This is a genomic window from Escherichia sp. HH091_1A, from assembly GCF_030295175.1.
GTDB classification, from domain to species: Bacteria; Pseudomonadota; Gammaproteobacteria; order Enterobacterales; family Enterobacteriaceae; genus Escherichia; species Escherichia coli_F.
The window spans coordinates 3,360,563-3,379,866 of sequence record NZ_AP025747.1 but is presented as its reverse complement, the minus strand read 5'-3'; the positions used below and the strand labels follow the sequence as shown (position 1 = coordinate 3,379,866).

Annotated in this window: 11 protein-coding genes, 1 tRNA gene and 2 pseudogenes; 7 read left to right on the top strand and 7 right to left on the bottom strand. The window is 47.6% G+C overall.

Annotation, left to right across the window (positions count from 1 at the left end; genetic code table 11):
- The first annotated feature begins 54 nt into the window (after positions 1-54).
- Together QUF14_RS17060 and kbp are read left to right on the top strand one after the other, a co-directional pair.
- Entirely contained in the window at positions 55-213 is a 159-nt protein-coding gene (locus QUF14_RS17060) for a YqaE/Pmp3 family membrane protein (protein WP_000508177.1), read from the top strand.
- An 83-nt stretch (positions 214-296) separates the two neighbouring features.
- Positions 297-746: a potassium binding protein Kbp gene (gene kbp / locus QUF14_RS17055; protein WP_000522415.1), complete on the top strand. Its 450-nt coding sequence runs from the start codon at positions 297-299 to the stop codon at positions 744-746.
- On the opposite strand, the gene csiR is transcribed toward kbp, so the two are convergent.
- The 7 genes from csiR to QUF14_RS17020 all read right to left on the bottom strand — a co-directional run bounded on the left by csiR (position 747) and on the right by QUF14_RS17020 (position 10,774).
- Entirely contained in the window at positions 747-1,409 is a 663-nt protein-coding gene (gene csiR, locus QUF14_RS17050) for a DNA-binding transcriptional regulator CsiR (protein ID WP_000156814.1), read from the bottom strand.
- Positions 1,410-1,429: 20 nt separating this feature from the next.
- Positions 1,430-2,830, bottom strand: coding sequence for a GABA permease (gabP, locus tag QUF14_RS17045; protein WP_001301367.1), 1,401 nt, complete (start codon positions 2,828-2,830; stop codon positions 1,430-1,432).
- Positions 2,831-3,156: 326 nt separating this feature from the next.
- The gene (gene gabT, locus QUF14_RS17040; RefSeq protein WP_000097633.1) at positions 3,157-4,437 is read right to left on the bottom strand and encodes a 4-aminobutyrate--2-oxoglutarate transaminase; all 1,281 of its coding nucleotides are present in this window, start codon (positions 4,435-4,437) and stop codon (positions 3,157-3,159) included.
- 13 nt (positions 4,438-4,450) lie between these two features.
- Positions 4,451-5,899 carry an NADP-dependent succinate-semialdehyde dehydrogenase gene (gabD, locus tag QUF14_RS17035; protein WP_000772892.1) on the bottom strand — a complete coding sequence of 483 codons (1,449 nt, stop codon included), beginning with the start codon at positions 5,897-5,899 and terminating at the stop codon, positions 4,451-4,453.
- A 22-nt stretch (positions 5,900-5,921) separates the two neighbouring features.
- The gene (lhgD, locus tag QUF14_RS17030; protein WP_100733543.1) at positions 5,922-7,190 is read right to left on the bottom strand and encodes an L-2-hydroxyglutarate dehydrogenase; all 1,269 of its coding nucleotides are present in this window, start codon (positions 7,188-7,190) and stop codon (positions 5,922-5,924) included.
- A 19-nt stretch (positions 7,191-7,209) separates the two neighbouring features.
- Positions 7,210-8,187, bottom strand: coding sequence for a glutarate dioxygenase GlaH (gene glaH / locus QUF14_RS17025; RefSeq protein WP_000993113.1), 978 nt, complete (start codon positions 8,185-8,187; stop codon positions 7,210-7,212).
- A 334-nt stretch (positions 8,188-8,521) separates the two neighbouring features.
- On the bottom strand, positions 8,522-10,774 hold the full coding sequence (locus QUF14_RS17020) for an alpha amylase C-terminal domain-containing protein (RefSeq protein WP_100733542.1): 2,253 nt from the start codon (positions 10,772-10,774) through the stop codon (positions 8,522-8,524).
- Positions 10,775-11,334: 560 nt separating this feature from the next.
- Between QUF14_RS17020 and QUF14_RS17015 the strand changes: the two genes are divergently transcribed.
- From QUF14_RS17015 to QUF14_RS16995, 5 genes and pseudogenes are all read left to right on the top strand, one after another.
- Positions 11,335-11,410, top strand: a tRNA-Ile gene (locus QUF14_RS17015).
- 751 nt (positions 11,411-12,161) lie between these two features.
- Positions 12,162-13,616, top strand: coding sequence for a YpjCB family protein (ypjCB, locus tag QUF14_RS17010; protein WP_000961344.1), 1,455 nt, complete (start codon positions 12,162-12,164; stop codon positions 13,614-13,616).
- A 322-nt stretch (positions 13,617-13,938) separates the two neighbouring features.
- Positions 13,939-14,103: pseudogene (locus QUF14_RS17005) on the top strand (recombinase family protein); the annotation flags it as partial.
- A gap of 265 nt (positions 14,104-14,368) precedes the next feature.
- A pseudogene (locus QUF14_RS17000) lies at positions 14,369-14,485 on the top strand (ATPase); the annotation flags it as partial.
- A gap of 67 nt (positions 14,486-14,552) precedes the next feature.
- Positions 14,553-19,226, top strand: a complete 4,674-nt coding sequence (locus QUF14_RS16995; protein ID WP_286333072.1) for an AIDA repeat-containing protein — start codon at positions 14,553-14,555, stop codon at positions 19,224-19,226.
- Positions 19,227-19,304 lie beyond the last annotated feature (78 nt).

Below are 19,304 nucleotides of genomic sequence, written 5' to 3'. Positions count from 1 at the left end.
TAAGAGATAAAATCTCTTTTTAAACAATGAGTAATTTTCTTATAGGGAGTACATATGGGTTTCTGGAGAATCGTCATCACCATCATTCTGCCGCCGCTCGGCGTGCTGCTCGGTAAAGGGTTCGGTTGGGCGTTCATTATTAATATTCTGCTGACACTGCTTGGGTATATCCCCGGTTTGATTCACGCGTTCTGGGTGCAAACCCGCGATTAAACCTGTCCTCACCCCCGCGGCGTTAACGCGCCGCGTTCCTCTGCTACACTTTCTGAGTGTTTCCGTTAACGAATGAGGTAGCTATGGGTCTGTTCAATTTTGTGAAAGATGCCGGAGAAAAACTCTGGGACGCGGTTACAGGTCAGCACGATAAAGACGATCAGGCGAAGAAGGTGCAGGAGCATTTGAACAAAACCGGTATACCTGATGCCGATAAAGTGAATATTCAAATTGCCGACGGCAAAGCGACGGTCACTGGTGACGGCTTAAGTCAGGAGGCGAAGGAGAAAATCCTTGTTGCGGTGGGGAATATTTCCGGTATTGCCAGTGTCGATGATCAGGTGAAAACGGCGACACCAGCCACTGCCAGCCAGTTTTATACCGTTAAGTCTGGCGACACTCTGAGTGCCATTTCCAAACAGGTCTACGGTAATGCCAATCTGTACAATAAAATCTTCGAAGCGAATAAACCGATGCTAAAAAGCCCGGATAAAATTTACCCGGGGCAGGTGTTGCGTATTCCTGAAGAGTAGTTAATTGCCAGCCATTGCCTGCTGGATAATGGGAATTGGCGTCAGTAAATGCTGGCGCATTAACTCACTGGCGCGCGCGGTATCTCGCGCCAGTACCGCCGCAGTCAGGGTCTGGTGCTGATCGCGTTTATCCTCCAGCATTTCCACCGAAAGCACTGTTCGCCGCAGCCAGATAAATCGATAGCGCGCCGCCAGATCAAACAACCGTTCACGCATTTGCAGCAAATAGTGAGAACCACAGCCCGCCACAATTGCAGTATGAAACGCCTGATGACGCAGATCCCACTCATCAAGCATTTTCTCACTGGCGTCACAGGCCTCCAGCTTACTCAGCAGATGCGCTTTTGCGAGAACGTCTGCCTCCCATTCATCGCCACCGCGGGCAATCGCCAGACTGACCAGCATCGCTTCCATATTGGCGCGGGCGTCGAAAATATCGAGCAGCTCCTGCTCTGACATAGACGCCACCCGATACCCTTTTTGATTCACCACCGTGACCAGTCGTTCTGCTACCAGTTGCGAAAGCGCTTCCCGCAACGGCCCAACGCCAAGTGCATAACGCGATGTCAGCAAACTCATCCGTAATTTTTCATCCGGTTGAAAATTACCGCGAATAATATCGTTCTTCAGCCAGCGATAGCCATCCAGAGACGTAATGGTCATGGTGTGACTCCTGATCATTATTAGCGCGTATTATGAACGGGTGTTTTTTGCCACAATACCAGTTTTTTCCAGCGCGCCATAATCGGCACGGTACAGATTATCCCTATCGCTAATAAGCCGGTGGAGATGACCTCGAGTTGCTGTGCCGGGCGGAATAGCATCACTACCAACACAAAGGTAATAAAGCCGATTACCAGCCAGGTGAGCCACGGATAAAGCCACATTCGCAGGCGAATTTCGCTTCCTTCTGCTCGCAGGATTTTGCGCATCCGTAACTGTGAAACGGCGATGACTAAATAAACCAGCAGGGCGATAGCGCCGGAGCTGTCGATCAAAAATTTAAACACTTTCGCCGGTGCGTAATAGTTAACCACCACCGTTAAAAACGCCGCACCGGTCGAGAGTAATACCGCCACATACGGGGTTTTACTGCGGTTAATTTTGCCCATTACCGCGGGTGCATCACCGCGACGGCTTAAGGAGTAGAGCATCCTTGACGCGGTATACAGCGCCGAGTTCAGGCAACTGGTTACGGAAAGTAATATCACGCAGTCCATGATTAATTTCGCATGAGGAATATTGAGCAATTCCAGAACCGAGCGATAAGAACCCACGGCTTTCAGCCCCGGCATATTCCACGGAATTAATGCCACGACGACAAAAATAGAACACAAATAGAAAATAGAGATACGCCAGATAACCGAGTTGGTGGCGCGGACAATGTGTTTTTCCGGGGTGTCGGATTCCGCTGCGGCGATGGTGACAATTTCTGCGCCCATAAATGAGAACATGGTGATCAGCATCGCGCTTAATACTGCGCCGAAGCCGTTGGGCATAAAGCCGCCGCTATCCCATAATCTTGAAATACCGCTTACGTCGGCATACGGGTAAAAACCGCTAATCGCTACAGCGCCAAGGAATATAAACGCCAGAATGGCAATGACTTTGCACAGCGCCAGCCAGAATTCAAATTCGCCGTAGTTTTTAACGCTTAATAAATTACTGCCGGTTAAGGCGAGGGTAATGACGAGGGAAAATAACCAGATGGGAATGCCTGGAACCCACGAGTGCAGGATCATGGCGGCGATGTTGGCTTCCAGCGGGATAACCAGTACCCAAAACCACCAGTACAACCAGCCGATGGTATAGCCCGCCCAGCGGCCAATGGCTTTATCGGCATAGGTGGAAAACGAACCCGTGTCGGGTGTAGCAACCGCCATTTCCGCCAACATCCGCATAATCATAACCACCAGTAATCCGGCGAACAGATAGGCCAGTAATACCGCCGGGCCCGCTTCGGCGATGGCGACGCTGGAACCGACAAACAGACTTGCGCCGATAACACCGGCAATAGACAACATGGTGACGTGGCGTGATTTCAGCCCGCCGCCTAACTCATGTGGTTGCGATGATTGCCCCATCCTGAATCCTCTCGAAAGTGTGACACTTGGGAGAGCGGCCCGACATTTCCCGCGTCGGGTCACGCGTTTAATTGTTATTGGTTCTTTTTACCGGAGAGCGGCTCCGCCTTATCCGGCCGACATAGATTTATTCCTGTTCACGTACAGATTGTCGGATGCGGCGTAAACGCCTTATCCGACCTGGGTTCTCGTAGGCCGGACAAGACGCAAAGCGTCGCCTCCGGCATGGTGCGCCGAATGTCGGATGCGGCGTAAACGCCTTATCCGACCTACATTTCCGTAGGCCGGACAAGACGCAAAGCGTCGCCTCCGGCATGGGTGCGGTGCTACTGCTTCGCCTCATCAAAACACTGGCTGATGATCTCCAGCCCCTGACGGATCTGAGCATCTTCAATAGTGAGCGGGACAAGGATGCGCAGCACGTTGTAATACGGGCCGCAGGAGAGAAGAATCAGGCCTTTATCGCGGGCGTGCGCCACGATGTCGGCGGTGAGTTTGGCGTCCGGTTTGCTGTGATCGCCATCTTCAAACAGCTCGATAGCAATCATCGCCCCCAGCCCGCGAACGTCGCCGATCTCGGTATGTTTTTCGGCGATCGCCAATAATCCGTCTTTCAGCTTTTGCCCCAGGTCGTTGGCTTTTTGCAGCAGATTTTCCTGTTCAAACACCTTCAACACTTCCAGCGCCGCGACGCAGGCAATCGGGTTACCCGCATAGGTACCGCCCAGACCGCCTGGAGCGACGGCATCCATCACTTCGGCGCGCCCGGTGACGCCCGCCAGCGGGAAGCCGCCTGCGATCGATTTCGCAAAGGTGGTGAGATCCGGCGCGACGCCCATTTGCTCCATCGCAAACAGCGTGCCGGTACGTCCCGCGCCGCTTTGCACTTCATCGGCAATCAACATGATCCCGTGCTCGTCACACAGCGCGCGTAAACGCTGCATAAACGCAGGTGTCGCGGCGTAGAAACCGCCTTCACCCTGAACCGGCTCAATCACGATGGCGGCAATATCTTCCGGCGCCGCGTCATTTTTAAAAATTCGGTGAATACTGGCGATAGCGTCATCTTCACTGATCCCGTGGAGCGGGCAAGGATAAAGCGCGCGATAAACATGCCCTGGCATCAGGCCCATACCCGCAGAGTACGGATTCACCTTGCCGGTCAGCGCCAGCGTGTAGTGCGTACGCCCGTGATACGCGCCGCTAAAGGCGATGGTGCCGCTACGTTTGGTGGCGGCGCGGGCGATTTTCACCGCGTTTTCCACCGCTTCGGAACCAGTCGTCACCAGCAGCGTTTTTTTGGCGAAATCGCCCGGTACCTTCTGATTCATTATTTCGCACAGCGCCAGATATGGCTCATAAGCCAGCACCTGGAAGCAAGTGTGCGACAGTTTTTTCAACTGCGCTTCCACTGCCGCCACCACTTTCGGATGCAGGTGCCCGGTATTGAGCACCGCAATCCCGCCCGCGAAATCAAGATACTCACGGCCTTCAACGTCCCACACCCGGCAGTTTTCTGCGCGATCAGCGAAAATGGGGTGAATTTGCCCAACGCCACGGGGAATCGCCTGACTGCGGCGCTGCATTAACTCTTTATTGCTGCTCATTCGCGTTCTCCAGTTAAAGACCGATGCACATGTATTTGATTTCTAAATAATCTTCGATGCCATACTTCGAACCTTCACGACCCAGACCCGAGGCTTTTATGCCGCCGAACGGGGCCACTTCATTGGAAATAATGCCGGTATTGATACCGACGATGCCGTATTCCAGCGCCTCGCCCACGCGGAAGACGCGGCTTAAATCACGGGCGTAGAAATAGGCGGCAAGGCCAAACTCGGTGTCATTGGCCTGCGCAATCACATCGGCTTCATCTTTAAAACGGAACAGCGGGGCGAGGGGGCCGAACGTCTCTTCTTTCGACACTTTGGCGTTGGCCGGAACATCCACCAGAATGGTTGGCTGGAAGAAGTTGCCGCCGCGTTCATGCGCTTTACCGCCGCAAACCACGCGCGCGCCTTTCTCCAGCGCATCGGCGATATGCTCTTCCACTTTTGCTACCGCTTTTTCATCGATCAGTGGCCCAATGGTTACGCCTTTTTCCAGCCCATCACCGATGTGCTGTTTGCTCACCGCCTGCTGCAATTTTTCAGCAAAGCGGTCATACACGCCGTCCTGTACATACAGGCGGTTGGCGCAGACGCAGGTTTGCCCGGCGTTACGGAATTTCGAGGCCAGCGCACCTTCCACGGCTTTATCGAGATCGGCATCGTCAAAGACGATAAACGGTGCGTTGCCGCCCAGCTCCAGCGACACTTTTTTGATGTCTTTCGCGCACTGTTCCATTAACTGACGGCCAATTTCGGTCGAGCCGGTAAACGACAGCTTGCGCACCAGCGGGTTGCTGGTCAGTTCGTTACCGACCGCGCCCGCCGAACCGGTCACCACGTTAAACACGCCAGCCGGAATGCCCGCGCGAATAGCCAGCTCTGCCAGCGCCAGCGCTGAGAACGGCGTCTGACTGGCGGGCTTCAGCACCATCGTGCAGCCTGCCGCCAGCGCCGGACCGGCTTTGCGGGTAATCATCGCCGCCGGGAAGTTCCACGGCGTGATAGCCGCGGTGACGCCAATCGGCTGCTTGATAACAATCAGGCGTTTATCGGCCTGATGACCGGGAATGGTGTCGCCATAAATGCGTTTGCCTTCTTCGGCAAACCACTCAATAAATGAGGCGGCGTAGCTGATTTCGCCTTTCGCTTCCGCCAGCGGTTTGCCCTGTTCGAGGGTCATCAGGCGCGCTAAATCGTCCTGATGCTCCATCATCAAATTGAACCAGTTACGCAGAATGTTGGCGCGTTCTTTGGCGGTAAGGGCACGCCAGGCGGGCAGGGCGCGGTTGGCGGCGTCGATAGCGGCGCGGGTTTCATCTGCGCCCATTTTGGGTACGCTACCCAGCTTGTCGCCATTCGCCGGATTGGTGACCTCGATGACTTCGCCATTGTTGGCGTCCAGCCATTCCCCGTTAATTAACGCCTGCTGGCGGAATAAGTTACTGTCGTTCAGTTTCATCGCTACATCCTGTTTTCAAAGGTTATTGATTAAAGGCGGCGTGTAAGGCATCCACACTACGTGCCGCTCGCAGCGTGCGTCCGGGGTTACTCTGGCTTGCCAACAGCGTTTGTACCTTGCTGACAATATGCGCACCAATAGGAATTGCTGATGTCGCTGCCGGGGAGGGCGCATTGCAGGTGTGGATCGTGCGCGGGGTGGTGACAAACAGAAAATCGTCAATCAGCTTGCCGTCCGGCGATACTGCCTGCGCACGCACACCGGCGGGCCAGGGCTGGAAATCGCTTAACGAAAGCCCGGGACAATACTTTTGCACCAGCCGCAGATAGCCGCTTTTGCACAGCGAGTTTTTCATCTCGCCCAGTCCTGAGCGTAGATGGTTTTGCAGCACCCGGCGAATCCCCGACGAGCCCAAAATCTCCAGCGTGTCGCTAAATGAGAAGTCGCGCTTGCGATAGCCTTCGCGTTTGAACGCCAGCACCGCGTTTGGCCCGACGGTCACGCTGCCGTCGATCATACGAGTGAGATGCACGCCCAAAAACGGCATTGCCGGGTCGGGGATGGGGTAAATCAGGTGGTTAACAATCTGTTTATGCGCCGGGGCAAGGCGGAAATATTCGCCACGGAACGGGCAGATGATAAAGCCCGGCTCGAGTCCGAGCATTTTCACCAGCCGGTCAGCCATCAGCCCGGAACAGCTAATCAGCGTCGATGCTTCATATTCACCGCCCTGACGGGTCCGTATCACCACTCCGTTTTTATGCTCACTGAGGGCGCTGACTTCGGCGTTATAAATAATCTCACCACCTCTGGCCTGGAAGATTTTTGCCATTGCCGCTGTCACTTCGCGGTAGCTGACAATACCGCTGGACGGCACAAAAATACCGCCAAGCCCGGTGATATTCGGTTCGCGCTCGCGTAGCTCCTCGGCGTTTAACCACTCGCGCTCAATACCGTTCGCCGCTGTGCGTTCCCATAAAGCGCGCATCCGTTCCATTTCGAGTTCAGACGTGGCGACCAGCATCTTGCCGCAGTTGTCGTAGCGAATGCCGTTTTGATCGCAAAAGGCTTTAGTGGCGCGGTTTCCCGCCAGGCAAAACTGCGCCTTCAGGCTGCCGGGCGTGTAATAGACCCCAGCATGGATCACGCCGCTGTTGTGGCCCGTCTGGTGACAGGCCGGGCCGGACTCTTTTTCCAGCAACGCAATGCGGGCGTCCGGATAGACATCAATCAGTTGCATGGCGGTCGACATGCCAATGATGCCGCCGCCAATAATCACAAAATCATACATCCGCTCGATTCCTTTGCGCTTACTGATGCGTCTGGTAGTGGTGAGTGGCGTAAGCGAAATAGCCGCGCTGGCGCATCAGTTCGCGACGCAGATCCGGATGCGGAGTAAAGCGGTCGCGTCCATGTAGCCAGAACAGATTGTTTATCAAAAGGAATTTGCCAACGGGAACGGGTACAGACAAAATGCCTTTGCTGGTTTCAATGGCGTCTGAAAGCTCGCTCAACCACACGCCTTCCTCGAAATCCTTCGGCTGAACGAACTGGTCGATATAGCGCATCACCGGGCGGCCCTGCTGGTCGACGTCGAACACCGGATGGAAGACATCTTTGCTGACGTTTTTGCTCGGCGGCGCAGCAAAGCGCATCGGACGGCGCGCCAGCGGATGGCGGAAATAGTGCTCCAGATGTTCCCAGTCATCGAGATGCAGCAGCAGCGAGTTGCCGCCCTGCATGTTTTGCTCGTCGATTTTCATCATCAGCACGTAATCAGTGATTTCTTCGACGTATGTGCCGTCGTTGTGCAGCTCCATCACACGATGCGGCTGACGCAGATAGCTGTCTGAGTTATCGACATTTTTCACCACAAAACGCGCGTAATACTGACCACTCATGGCGTCGAAATTTGAGCGACCAATCAGATGCGCCACCGCCGTTGCCAGCTTCACCATCTCATCTGCCTGCGCGACATCATCGACACCTACCGCATTAATTAACAGCGCACCTTCAGCACGGTTTAGCAGCGTCTTCAACAGCAACGGTTGCAGCTGATTCGCACACAAATCATCAAGAATTTTGCCTACCCGAAAACGCAGAAACGATTTGTACTCCAGCGCCTGCACGGGCCATTCGGCAACCTGCTCGAGAAACTGTTTGGTCGTCTGTTCGGTGAAGGTGAGTTCCAGCAGACGCGGGGATTGCGCCGACGGGATGAGAGTGAATCCGCTATAGTCCTGGCCTGAATCGACAGCGTTATTTTGTACGGCGGTCAGTGCATTCATCAGAAGCGATCCTCTTATGAGATGTAGGGTGACATGGCGATGCTCATTTCGTAGCCATAATCTAAAAATATCTACATTTCTGAAAAATGCGCACAAAAGCGACATATTGTTTTCTTATTGTGATCAAAAGCAACAAATTAGTAACATTTAATGTAGGGTATTAAGGCAAAGGAGACAGGAAATGAATAACTAAAGCAACAGGTTAGGGAGAGCTACCATCAGAGAACAGATTATCTGGTCGATAAAAAACAGTAAATGGCTTCACTGCAAAATGACCGTTAGTAAACTAAACATATCATCTGCCCCGTTTTAGCGGGGCAGATATAACATTAAATTACAAAGAGAAATAGTTCGGCGGTTCTCCTGTTTTCCCTAAAAGAAGAGCGCTGCGCCCAGGAATATTGATATTTAGAGCTCCGCCTCTAAGCGTAAATACTTTACCAGGGGTAATACTTTTGCGTGTATTATTATTATTAATGGTAACGCTATTACTCCCCATGTTTTTATATATTCCTGGTTGCAATTTGTTAGGCCAGGTACCTTCAACTTCTTCGTTTCCTTTATTTATTATAACTAGTCCATCATGAGGAGAGTGATTAATGTTCACAGAATCCCCACGACTAAAGGCCAGAACATTTTTAGTTGCAAATACACCCTCAAATGCGCTCCATATTCCTTCTTTATCTATATATAATGCGTGGAATTCGTTGTAGAGCTGCTGATAGGTAGAGCAACCTTTATTAAGCCACGCCTCACCGCCGACACGAGTGGACCCATCATCATTTTTAATCTCAGTCGTTGATTTTAATACCTGACCATCCCAGTAAACTAAAGGCCTGCTGAACGGGAGAGCGGCCATATATGCCATTGCTAATTGTTCATCTTGCTGATGGTTAAATAAAAAGTCATTGAAAAGATTACCATTGTTAGGGAAGTCGTGGTTGATGTTAATCAATATCCGTCTTTCTGATGGGATGCTTGAGATTGCGGAACCCGGTTTTGATGCAAGGGTTTGGAGATCTCCACCGAATGAAAAGGCTTTTATCGTCTTCATGAGCAATGAAAAATCAATGGCGCTTAAATCATCTCTTTCATAAAGCAGCGATGACATTTGTTGTTCATCTAACGGACAAGTTACCAGGTATTCCATGTAATTCATAACAGCTTTTTTTTGATATTTTGGATTAAATAAATTTGTATTGTGCAACCGCTCATTATAATTTTTAAGCGGTGGGGTTATCGACCTCTCTATTTGTTCATGTTTTGAGTGTTTTGCTGCATCATAACGTAAACCTCGTACGCCATATTTTCGCATTTCACGAACGTATTGATTTTGCAACATAATAACCTGGTCACTTTTGGGTGTTGTTTTAGGCATTCCATTTAAACGCTTTTCTTTTAATGCATGGAGGTTTTCCCATTCATCCTTAGAAATATTATCTTTACTTGCTTCGAAGTCTTTTGCAGTGAGATGTATATCTTCTGGATGGATTTGGTCACGTTCTTTTGTTACTGGATCTATAATAAAGGGAATCAAGACCTGACCTTGCCAATAGCCAGGGATACCACTTTCTATATCTTTTCTAATCTTCGCTCGTATATCGGCAGAGGGATAATCCAGATCGTTTTTACCACTTCCTCCGATCCCCATAAAGTTAAATGTATAATCAGGAATGATATCGATGCCAAATTTTTTGGCATCTTTAACCAATGCGATAAAATCCTGCAAATCTCCCATTGGATTATGGATGGTACAAAGATCTTCGGGTTGATAAGCGTGATACCAGTAACCTTTTTCTTCTTCAGGTGTTTCTGGTCCGTCGGCGCGGAAAGTTGTTACGGGAGGGATTTGTATATAACCATAATGGCAACGTGCAAACTCGGCCATATTTTTCCTGATTTGCTGGTAGGTGGCATTAAAAGCATGAAGAATCGCCTCGCCAGGTTTTTTGGGTGTGATGATTTCACATTGTGATTTCTGATCAGCAGTAAGAGATTTACGCTCAAGTGTTTGCCGTAGATGTTCTGGATTGATTAATATTTTAAATGTTTCTTGCTGGCCGGAAGGTGACGTTACGTTAATATTATATACATCAGCTGCCAGTTCATAGTCAGGAATGTTAATAGCATATGCAACATACTTATCTTTTGGAGACGGTTTGTCAGATATAATGTGAGTGAAATGTTCAGCTGGACCATACTGATGAACACCGCTGTTATCACCTCTTTCAATCATTGTATCTCGTTGATAAACCCATGTTTTTCCTTCTCCTATCCTGTCTGGCGCTGTAATGCTACGCTGTGCTGCTTTATTCAACTCTCGGTAAGTTGTATCTGGAAAAAGGGAAATTTTATAATCGTTTTTTAACAGATCATTAATGACTTTTTCTGCGTGAAAAGTTGATATAATTTCTCTGTCTTTTAAATCCTGAGGATAAACTCCACAAGAATTAATAATATTTGTTATACAGTTTAGATATTCTAATGTATTTAATTTGGAATTTAGATTCCCGTCAGTAATGTTCCATGATAACAATGTGGGGTTGTCGATAGGTAAATTTCTTGGTCCTGGTTTTATAGAAAACATAATAAAGTTCCTCTAATGGTAGAGTAATATGGTGTATACGGAAACATAAAAATGTTTAATTGTTGTGAAAGTAATTGCAAACAGATGTCCTACTTTTATCCAATATTTATATGGAAAAGGATAATGCTTAAATCTGTTTTTTTAATTATCGATGTGGTCTGGAGAGGCAACTGTCAAAAATCGCTCATACGAAACTAATGATTAGCAGAATAAGATCTATGAAAGAATATATTGCTATATGAAGTTTATTTTTATGGGGTGAAAAGTAACAGATATCATAATGATGCGAAAACTCTTCAGTTAATGTAATAAACTTATATTATTAGATACAAAATCATCACAAAGTATCATTGAATCGATGATAACTATAGATTGTGCTAATTATTAACATTTGCTTGTTGACTGCGAGTATCGACTTTGCGAATGGAGGTGGTGTCGGGTTTTATGTCGCATGTATTGACGACCCAGGATGGATGAGAACGCATAAAAAATCTGTTATTTACATCATAAGATCATCATGTTTATTGCGTGGTTTATAAGTATTGTTATTGCATACTCAAGGCCCTTTAGCTCAGTGGTTAGAGCAGACGACTCATAATCGCCTGGTCGCTGGTTCAAGTCCAGCAAGGGCCACCAAATCAGCATTCTCGTATCAGGAAGAGTTAAGGGTACAAGGGGTACTCGATGGCGGTCTATATTTCACGACTAACGCCATTTCAAGGAAGAAGTGTGGTGGGTGGTTTCGAATGAGGGCTGGTGTTTTGGTACGTGGCACGCCACTGCAATGTATTTATCCATCAGTACTCATTCAAAAGTACCTGGAAAAAATGCCCGCTATGCCAAGCGGGCAAATTGCTTACATGTGGAATTAAGTAATTAACGATAAAGCCAGAGTATTATCATTTATTATACCCATTCATTTAATCAGGTTAATTACTCAAATCACTGAACTATTCTCTGTTCGCTCACTTATGCTGAGTGAGTACCACGACCAATGTATGTAGAACAATGCCGTAGAGTAAGGATGAAATGTCTCTGCCACGCCTTAAACATCTACTACTGACTAGAACCGCCGTCGCATGCAGAAGAGTCTTGTGAGCGTTACAGGAGTCTGGCTTTGCTCATTAATCAACGCTATTTAGATATAAATTTCTAATACTCGAAAAACGATTTTCACAAATAAATTATAACGGGTGGTTTTTATCATACAGCGAAATAACCTTTTGTTTATTAAATTTAACATTCCTGTGCTAAATTAATTAAAAGTACCATGTATAGCATATGAAGCTGTTAATGCCAGCAATTGTCTCAAATGAGCGATTTTTTATAGTGACAAACAATAATAACATTAAAAATAGTCATGTAGACATTAACTGAGGAAAAGACAATGTTAGTTAGTAAAAGCAACGAAATTAACACTAGCACATTTATAAATAGTGGAAATTGTAATGAAAGAAAATCTTCTAAATCCATGGAGTTACTAGCTTATAGTATTATAAAATTAATTTGTAAAGAAGCTGCCTCAGGGACGTATAACGGTGCTCTTGAAATTTTACAAAAAATGATGTCTGAATGTAAATATCATGAAGGCAATGCTTTTGTCATTATGGGATCCGGAGAACAATTAAAACGTATTAAATATGATGCTAATGAAAATAAATTAAAAGTATACAACGTACACTTTGATAATAATCAAGAGTTAGTTGCTGATGGTGAGCCTGACGTAGTATTTTTAAAAAAAACGGTGTGGGAAGACCTTCTCGTTAAACTAAAGCTGGAGAACAAAGAAAATGCGGTTTCTGAAATTAACCTGTCATCTAATAAAAATAATGTTGATCAGTTTATTGAATGCGCTAAGAGAAATGAACAGACCCTATTCGACAATATAAGAAAAAGTGATTTTCATGTTGCTTCACTTCAGCCAGGTAGAACGCGTAGTGTTATTTCAGAAACGCCGCCAAATGACTGTATGGAATCACCTAATTTATATGAAAACCACACAGATAAGTTTTCAACTGTAACTAAAAATTCTCAGCAAGTTAAAGGTCACTATGGAGATAAGTTGAAAGAAATGCAGTTGTTCCTCAACCAGATGAGCAATGCACTTCAACAGGATTCATCTTTGTTAGAGTCAAAGGAACACACCATAGATATTCAAGAAAAAACGAATAAGTTTGTGCAGCATTTTCAGCGGGTATTATTTGATAAAAATGGAAGGTCATCAGAGTTTCTACTTAATTTTTATGAGTGTTGCTATAAGTTTCTACCAAGAGCGCAGCCTCAAGATAAAATCGATAGCTATAATTCAGCACTGCAAGCTTTTTCCATCTTTTGTTCATCTACGTTCACACATAATAATGTAGGGTTTAATTTCAAATTATTTCCAGAAGTCAAGCTGTCTGGAGGAGATCTTGAAACGGTATTCAAATACAAAAATGGCAATTTTGTCTGGGAGATAGCCAGAATTAAAATTACTCTCCCAAAAGAAGAGGGTGGTTTATATAATTTAGGTGGATTGGACTTTAAGGGGTGCTTCTTTTCTGGACAGAACTTCAGTAACTATGATATTAAATATGTGAACTGGGGGACGTCATTGTTTGATGTTGATACTCCGTGTATTTTTAATACGCCTGCTAACAATGAGAGTTATGAAAAATCATTAAAGCCTGTGAGCGAAAACGGTTTAAATGGAGTCTTATCTGATCGTAATAAAAAAATAAAAATGATCACGGGCGTGGCACCATTCGATGGTATTTCATCTATGGATGATGACTTTGATGATAGTTCCTCTGAGGATGAGCCCGTTGAGAATAGTCCTGTTGTGACTAGGCCCCTTGTATAAAGTTCTAAAAGCAGTTTTCAATGATAAATAAATGGCGATTTTTACAAAGAGATAATAACGTAGATTGAAATAATATGTATTATTGATTGAGTAAACGGGATTATTCTTCACACTGCATCCATTTTGCTGTCACTACCAAAGTAAAAGGGGCTATGCTTTCACGTAACCCCTTGATTTATTTGATAAGTTTGCGGTGTCTGAACTGGTGCTGTAATTGGTTGAAATATTTCATCTAATGTCTGGTTCAACTTTCCTTAGCTGCCTGAAAGTTTTTTTGATATTACCCATCAATAATAGGGTTACGGTGTACCACGCCTGACTGATGAACTGCGTGCTCAGAGTTACCACTTCAGCGCATAACCGTGGCAGCAGGCCCGGACAGAACAAACGGCTCAGGACATTATCGGTAGGGGACGTACTGGTAGTCTGTAAACTAAACCGACTGGGGCGCAGTATGCGGCATCTTGCCGTGCTGTTGGAGGAGCTGTGAGAACGTGGTATTAACTTTCGTGCTCTGACTCTACCAATATTTGCCCAACAATGGGTGGACGAAAGCTGTAAAAGTAAAACAATCTGCAATCTCAATATTATTGCGTGATTTTTATGTGAGCAGAAGATATTCATCAGAAACGATTATGTAAATCATTTTATTTTTCCGACGGCTTCAATGTCGAAAGAAAAGAATACGCCCGTATTTCCTGAATAGATTGACTTTTTTATCCAACCACACTTCAGCGCACTGCGTTTAAAAAATGCCTCTTTCTTATGCGGAATATCATCATTTCATCATGATGTCTTTGATGAGCGGTGAACACAATACACTTGCGCTGTCTCTTAAGGATGAATCCCCTGGTCTGGTGCCTGTGGGCCGATGTTGCAGCAGAGCTAAGGTCGCTTACCCGCTACTCAGTATTCACTTTTCAGAGGATGAAATTTATGAACAGGACCAGTCGCTATTATTTTCGCCGTTCAGTACTTTCCTTATTGATATCTGCTTTGATATATGCCCCACCAGGGATGGCAGCTTTTACTTCAACCGTTATTGGCGTGGTAAACGATGAGACTGTAGATGGCGTCCAAAGAGTGGATGAACGAGGTACAACAAATAACACTCATATTATCAACCACGGTTATCAGGATGTTTATGGCGGGGTATCTAATGGAAGTATTATTGAATCTGGTGGCCGTCAATATGTATCAGCCAATGGTACTCATCAGGGGCAGGCCAATAATACAGTCATTAACGGTGGCAGCCAGACAATTCTGGACGGGGGAATTTCCACAGGGACGATAATCCAGAGTGGCAGTCAGTATGTTTATGCAGGTGGTACCAGTAATGCAACAACGATAATAAGCGGTCGTTCAACAGTAATGGGGGGAACTGCGAATGGAACAATAATTAATGGTGGGAGCCAGTCAGTATCGAGTCAGGGGCGTGTTGACGGTACGACGATAAATATGTCCGGGTATCAGGAGATTACGCAAGGAAGTCTGGCAACGAACACAACAATAGATGGGGGGTGGCAGTATGTGGACTCAAGCAGTGTAGAAAATACTACCATTAAGAATGGAGGCGAGCAAAGAACAGTTAAGAGCCATGCGCTGAACACCACAATATATGGTGGTCTACAGGTTGTCGATTCAAGTACCGCAGAAATAACCACCATTAAGAGTGGAGGAACGCAACAATTAAATAACAGCCAGGCTATGTTCACCACGATTGAAGGCGGAACTCAGTCTCTGAATAGTAAGTCAACGGCAAAAAATACTCAGATCTATTCTGGTGGGACGCAAATTGTTGATAACACCAGCACCTCGGATGTTATTGAAATTTATTCCGGTGGCGTGCTTGATGTTAGAGGTGGTATGGCAACAAATGTTACTCAGCACGATGGCGCGGCTTTAAAAGCAATGACTGACTGGTCGACGGTGAGCGGTACGAATAGTGAAGGGGCATTCTCTATTCACAATAACGTGGCAGACAATGTGTTGCTGGAAAACGGTGGTCATTTAGACGTATATGGTTCGGCAAATAAGACGATTATTAAAGATAAAGGAACAATGTCAGTTTTAACGAATGCTAAAGCTGATGCGACCCGAATAGATAATGGCGGCGTTATGGATGTTGCCGGAAACGCGACCAATACCATAATTAATGGTGGCACACAGAATATAAATAATCATGGTATTGCCACGGGAACCAATATCAACAGCGGAACACAAAATATCAAGAGCGGCGGGAAAGCTGACACGACAAATATCTCCTCCGGGAGCCGGCAGGTTGTTGAGAAAGATGGTACGGCAACTGGCAGCAATATTAGCGTCGGAGGCTCGCTGATTGTCTATACCGGTGGTATCGCACATGGGGTTAACCAGGAGACGGGCAGTGCTTTAGTTGCCAACACGGGCGCAGGGACTGATATTGAAGGATACAACAAGCTCTCTCACTTCACTATTACCGGAGGGGAGGCTAATTATGTTGTGCTGGAAAATACCGGCGAACTGACGGTAGTGGCTAAAACCACGGCGAAAAATACTACCGTTGATGCTGGCGGTAAGCTGATTGTCCAGAAGGAGGCTAAAACAGATACCACCAGACTTAATAATGGTGGCGTTCTGGAGGTTCAGGACGGTGGTGAGGCTAAGCATGTTGAGCAACAATCCGGCGGCGCATTGATTGCTTCCACGACTTCCGGAACACTTATCGAAGGAACCAACAGTTATGGTGATGCTTTCTACATCAGGAATTCAGAAGCTAAAAATGTAGTGCTGGAAAACGCTGGCTCATTAACAGTCGTTACTGGTTCCCGGGCAGTTGATACGATTATTAATGCCAACGGCAAAATGGATGTTTATGGAAAAGATGTTGGCACTGTACTCAATAGTGCGGGCACCCAAACAATATATGCCAGTGCCACTTCTGATAAAGCAAATATCAAAGGTGGCAAGCAAACGGTATATGGTTTAGCCACTGAGGCAAATATCGAAAGTGGTGAACAAATTGTTGATGGTGGGTCAACAGATAAAACGCACATCAAAGGCGGCACGCAAACCGTTCAGAATTATGGTAAGGCGATCAATACCGATATCGTCTCTGGCCTACAACAAATTATGGCAAACGGGACAACGGAAGGTTCCATTATTAATGGCGGTTCACAGGTAGTTAATGAGGGCGGTCTGGCTGAAAACTCGGTACTTAATGACGGCGGCACACTCGATGTGCGGGAGAAAGGCAGCGCTACGGGGATACAGCAGAGTAGCCAGGGCGCGTTGGTGGCAACCACCAGGGCGACGCGGGTCACAGGGACACGCGCTGATGGCGTCGCGTTCAGCATCGAGCAGGATGCGGCGAACAATATCCTGCTGGCAAATGGCGGCGTGTTAACCGTGGAGTCAGACACCACTTCCGCCAAAACACAGGTCAATGCGGGCGGACGGGAGATCGTCAAAACAAAAGCCACTGCGACTGGCACGATGCTTACCGGCGGTGAACAAATCGTCGAGGGTGTGGCGACTGAGACAACGATTAACGACGGCGGAATACAAACAGTTTCGGCTAACGGTGAGGCAGTAAAAACAACGATTAATGAAGGCGGTACGCTGACAGTCAACGATAATGGCAAAGCGACAGATATCATCCAGAACAGCGGTGCCGCTCTCCAGACGAGCACGGCTAACGGTATTGAAATCAGCGGTACTCACCAGTACGGCACCTTTTCCATTGCCGGAAATTTAGCGACCAATGTGCTGCTGGAAAATGGCGGTAATTTATTGGTATTAGCAGGTACCGAAGCTCGCGATTCCACGGTTGGCAACGGTGGGGCAATGCAAAACCTGGGTCAGGACTTCGCCACAAAGGTTAATTCCGGTGGGCAATATACCCTTGGTCGGTCAAAAGATGAGTTTCAGGCTCTGGCCCGGGCAGAAGATCTACAGGTCGCTGGCGGGACGGCAATCGTCTACGCAGGTACGCTGGCGGATGCATCGGTCAGTGGAGCGACAGGAAGCCTGTCGTTAATGGCGCCACGGGATAATGTTACGCCAGTTAAACTTGAAGGGGTGGTCCGGATTACCGATAGCGCGACATTAACTATCGGAAATGGCGTCGATACGACGCTTGCCGACCTGACGGCTGCCAGCCGGGGCAGTGTCTGGCTTAACAGCAATAATTCCTGTGCAGGCACCAGCAACTGCGAATATAGAGTAAACAGTTTGCTCCTCAACGACGGTGATGTTTATTTATCAGCACAAACAGCAGCGCCTGCCACAACTAACGGTATCTACAATACGCTGACCACCAGTGAACTTTCCGGCAGCGGTAATTTCTACCTGCATACCAACGTTGCAGGCTCCCGGGGCGATCAACTGGTCGTCAACAACAACGCCACTGGCAATTTTAAAATCTTTGTTCAGGATACCGGCGTCAGCCCTCAGTCTGACGACGCGATGACGCTGGTGAAAACAGGGGGAGGGGATGCTTCGTTTACGCTGGGTAATACCGGCGGTTTCGTTGATCTTGGGACCTATGAGTATGTCCTGAAAAGCGACGGCAACAGCAACTGGAACCTGACCAATGATGTCAAACCCAACCCGGACCCCAACCCAAATCCGAAACCGGATCCAAAACCAGACCCAAAACCGGATCCGAAACCAGACCCGACTCCCGATCCAACGCCGACACCCGTCCCGGAGAAACGCATCACGCCTTCTACGGCAGCCGTACTCAATATGGCAGCAACATTACCGTTGGTCTTTGATGCTGAGCTAAACAGTATTCGCGAGCGGTTGAACATAATGAAAGCGAGTCCACACAACAATAATGTCTGGGGGACGACGTATAACACCCGTAATAATGTCACCACCGATGCGGGTGCCGGGTTTGAGCAGACGCTGACCGGAATGACGGTGGGGATCGATAGCCGTAATGGTATTCCTGAGGGGATTGCGACGCTGGGCGCTTTTATGGGTTATTCCCATTCACATATCGGTTTTGATCGTGGAGGACATGGCAGTGTGGGCAGTTATTCTCTGGGGGGCTATGTCAGCTGGGAACATGAAAGTGGTTTCTATCTGGACGGTATCGTGAAGCTGAACCGCTTTGAAAGTAACGTAGCCGGTAAAATGAGCAGCGGTGGAGCCGCCAACGGCAGTTATCGCAGCAACGGGCTGGGCGGTCACATTGAAACCGGGATGCGATTTACCGATGGTAACTGGAACCTGACGCCGTATGCATCGTTAACGGGGTTCACCGCTGACAACCCCGAATATCATTTATCCAATGGTATGGAATCGAAATCAGTCGATACCCGCAGTATATATCGTGAACTGGGCGCAACGCTGAGTTACAACATGCGTCTGGGGAACGGCATGGAAGTTGAGCCGTGGCTGAAGGCGGCTGTGCGCAAAGAATTTGTCGATGATAACCGGGTGAAAGTGAATAATGACGGTAATTTTGTCAATGATTTGTCGGGCAGACGTGGAATATACCAGGCAGGTATTAAAGCCTCATTCAGCAGTTCGTTAAGCGGGCATCTCGGGGTGGGGTATAGCCATGGTGCCGGTGTGGAATCCCCGTGGAACGCGGTGGCTGGTGTGAACTGGTCGTTCTGACCATCAACGAAAAAGCCCACATCTGTGGGCTTTCATATCACCAGGAGCCGCGGCTCCTTTGCGTATCCTTTTATGTCT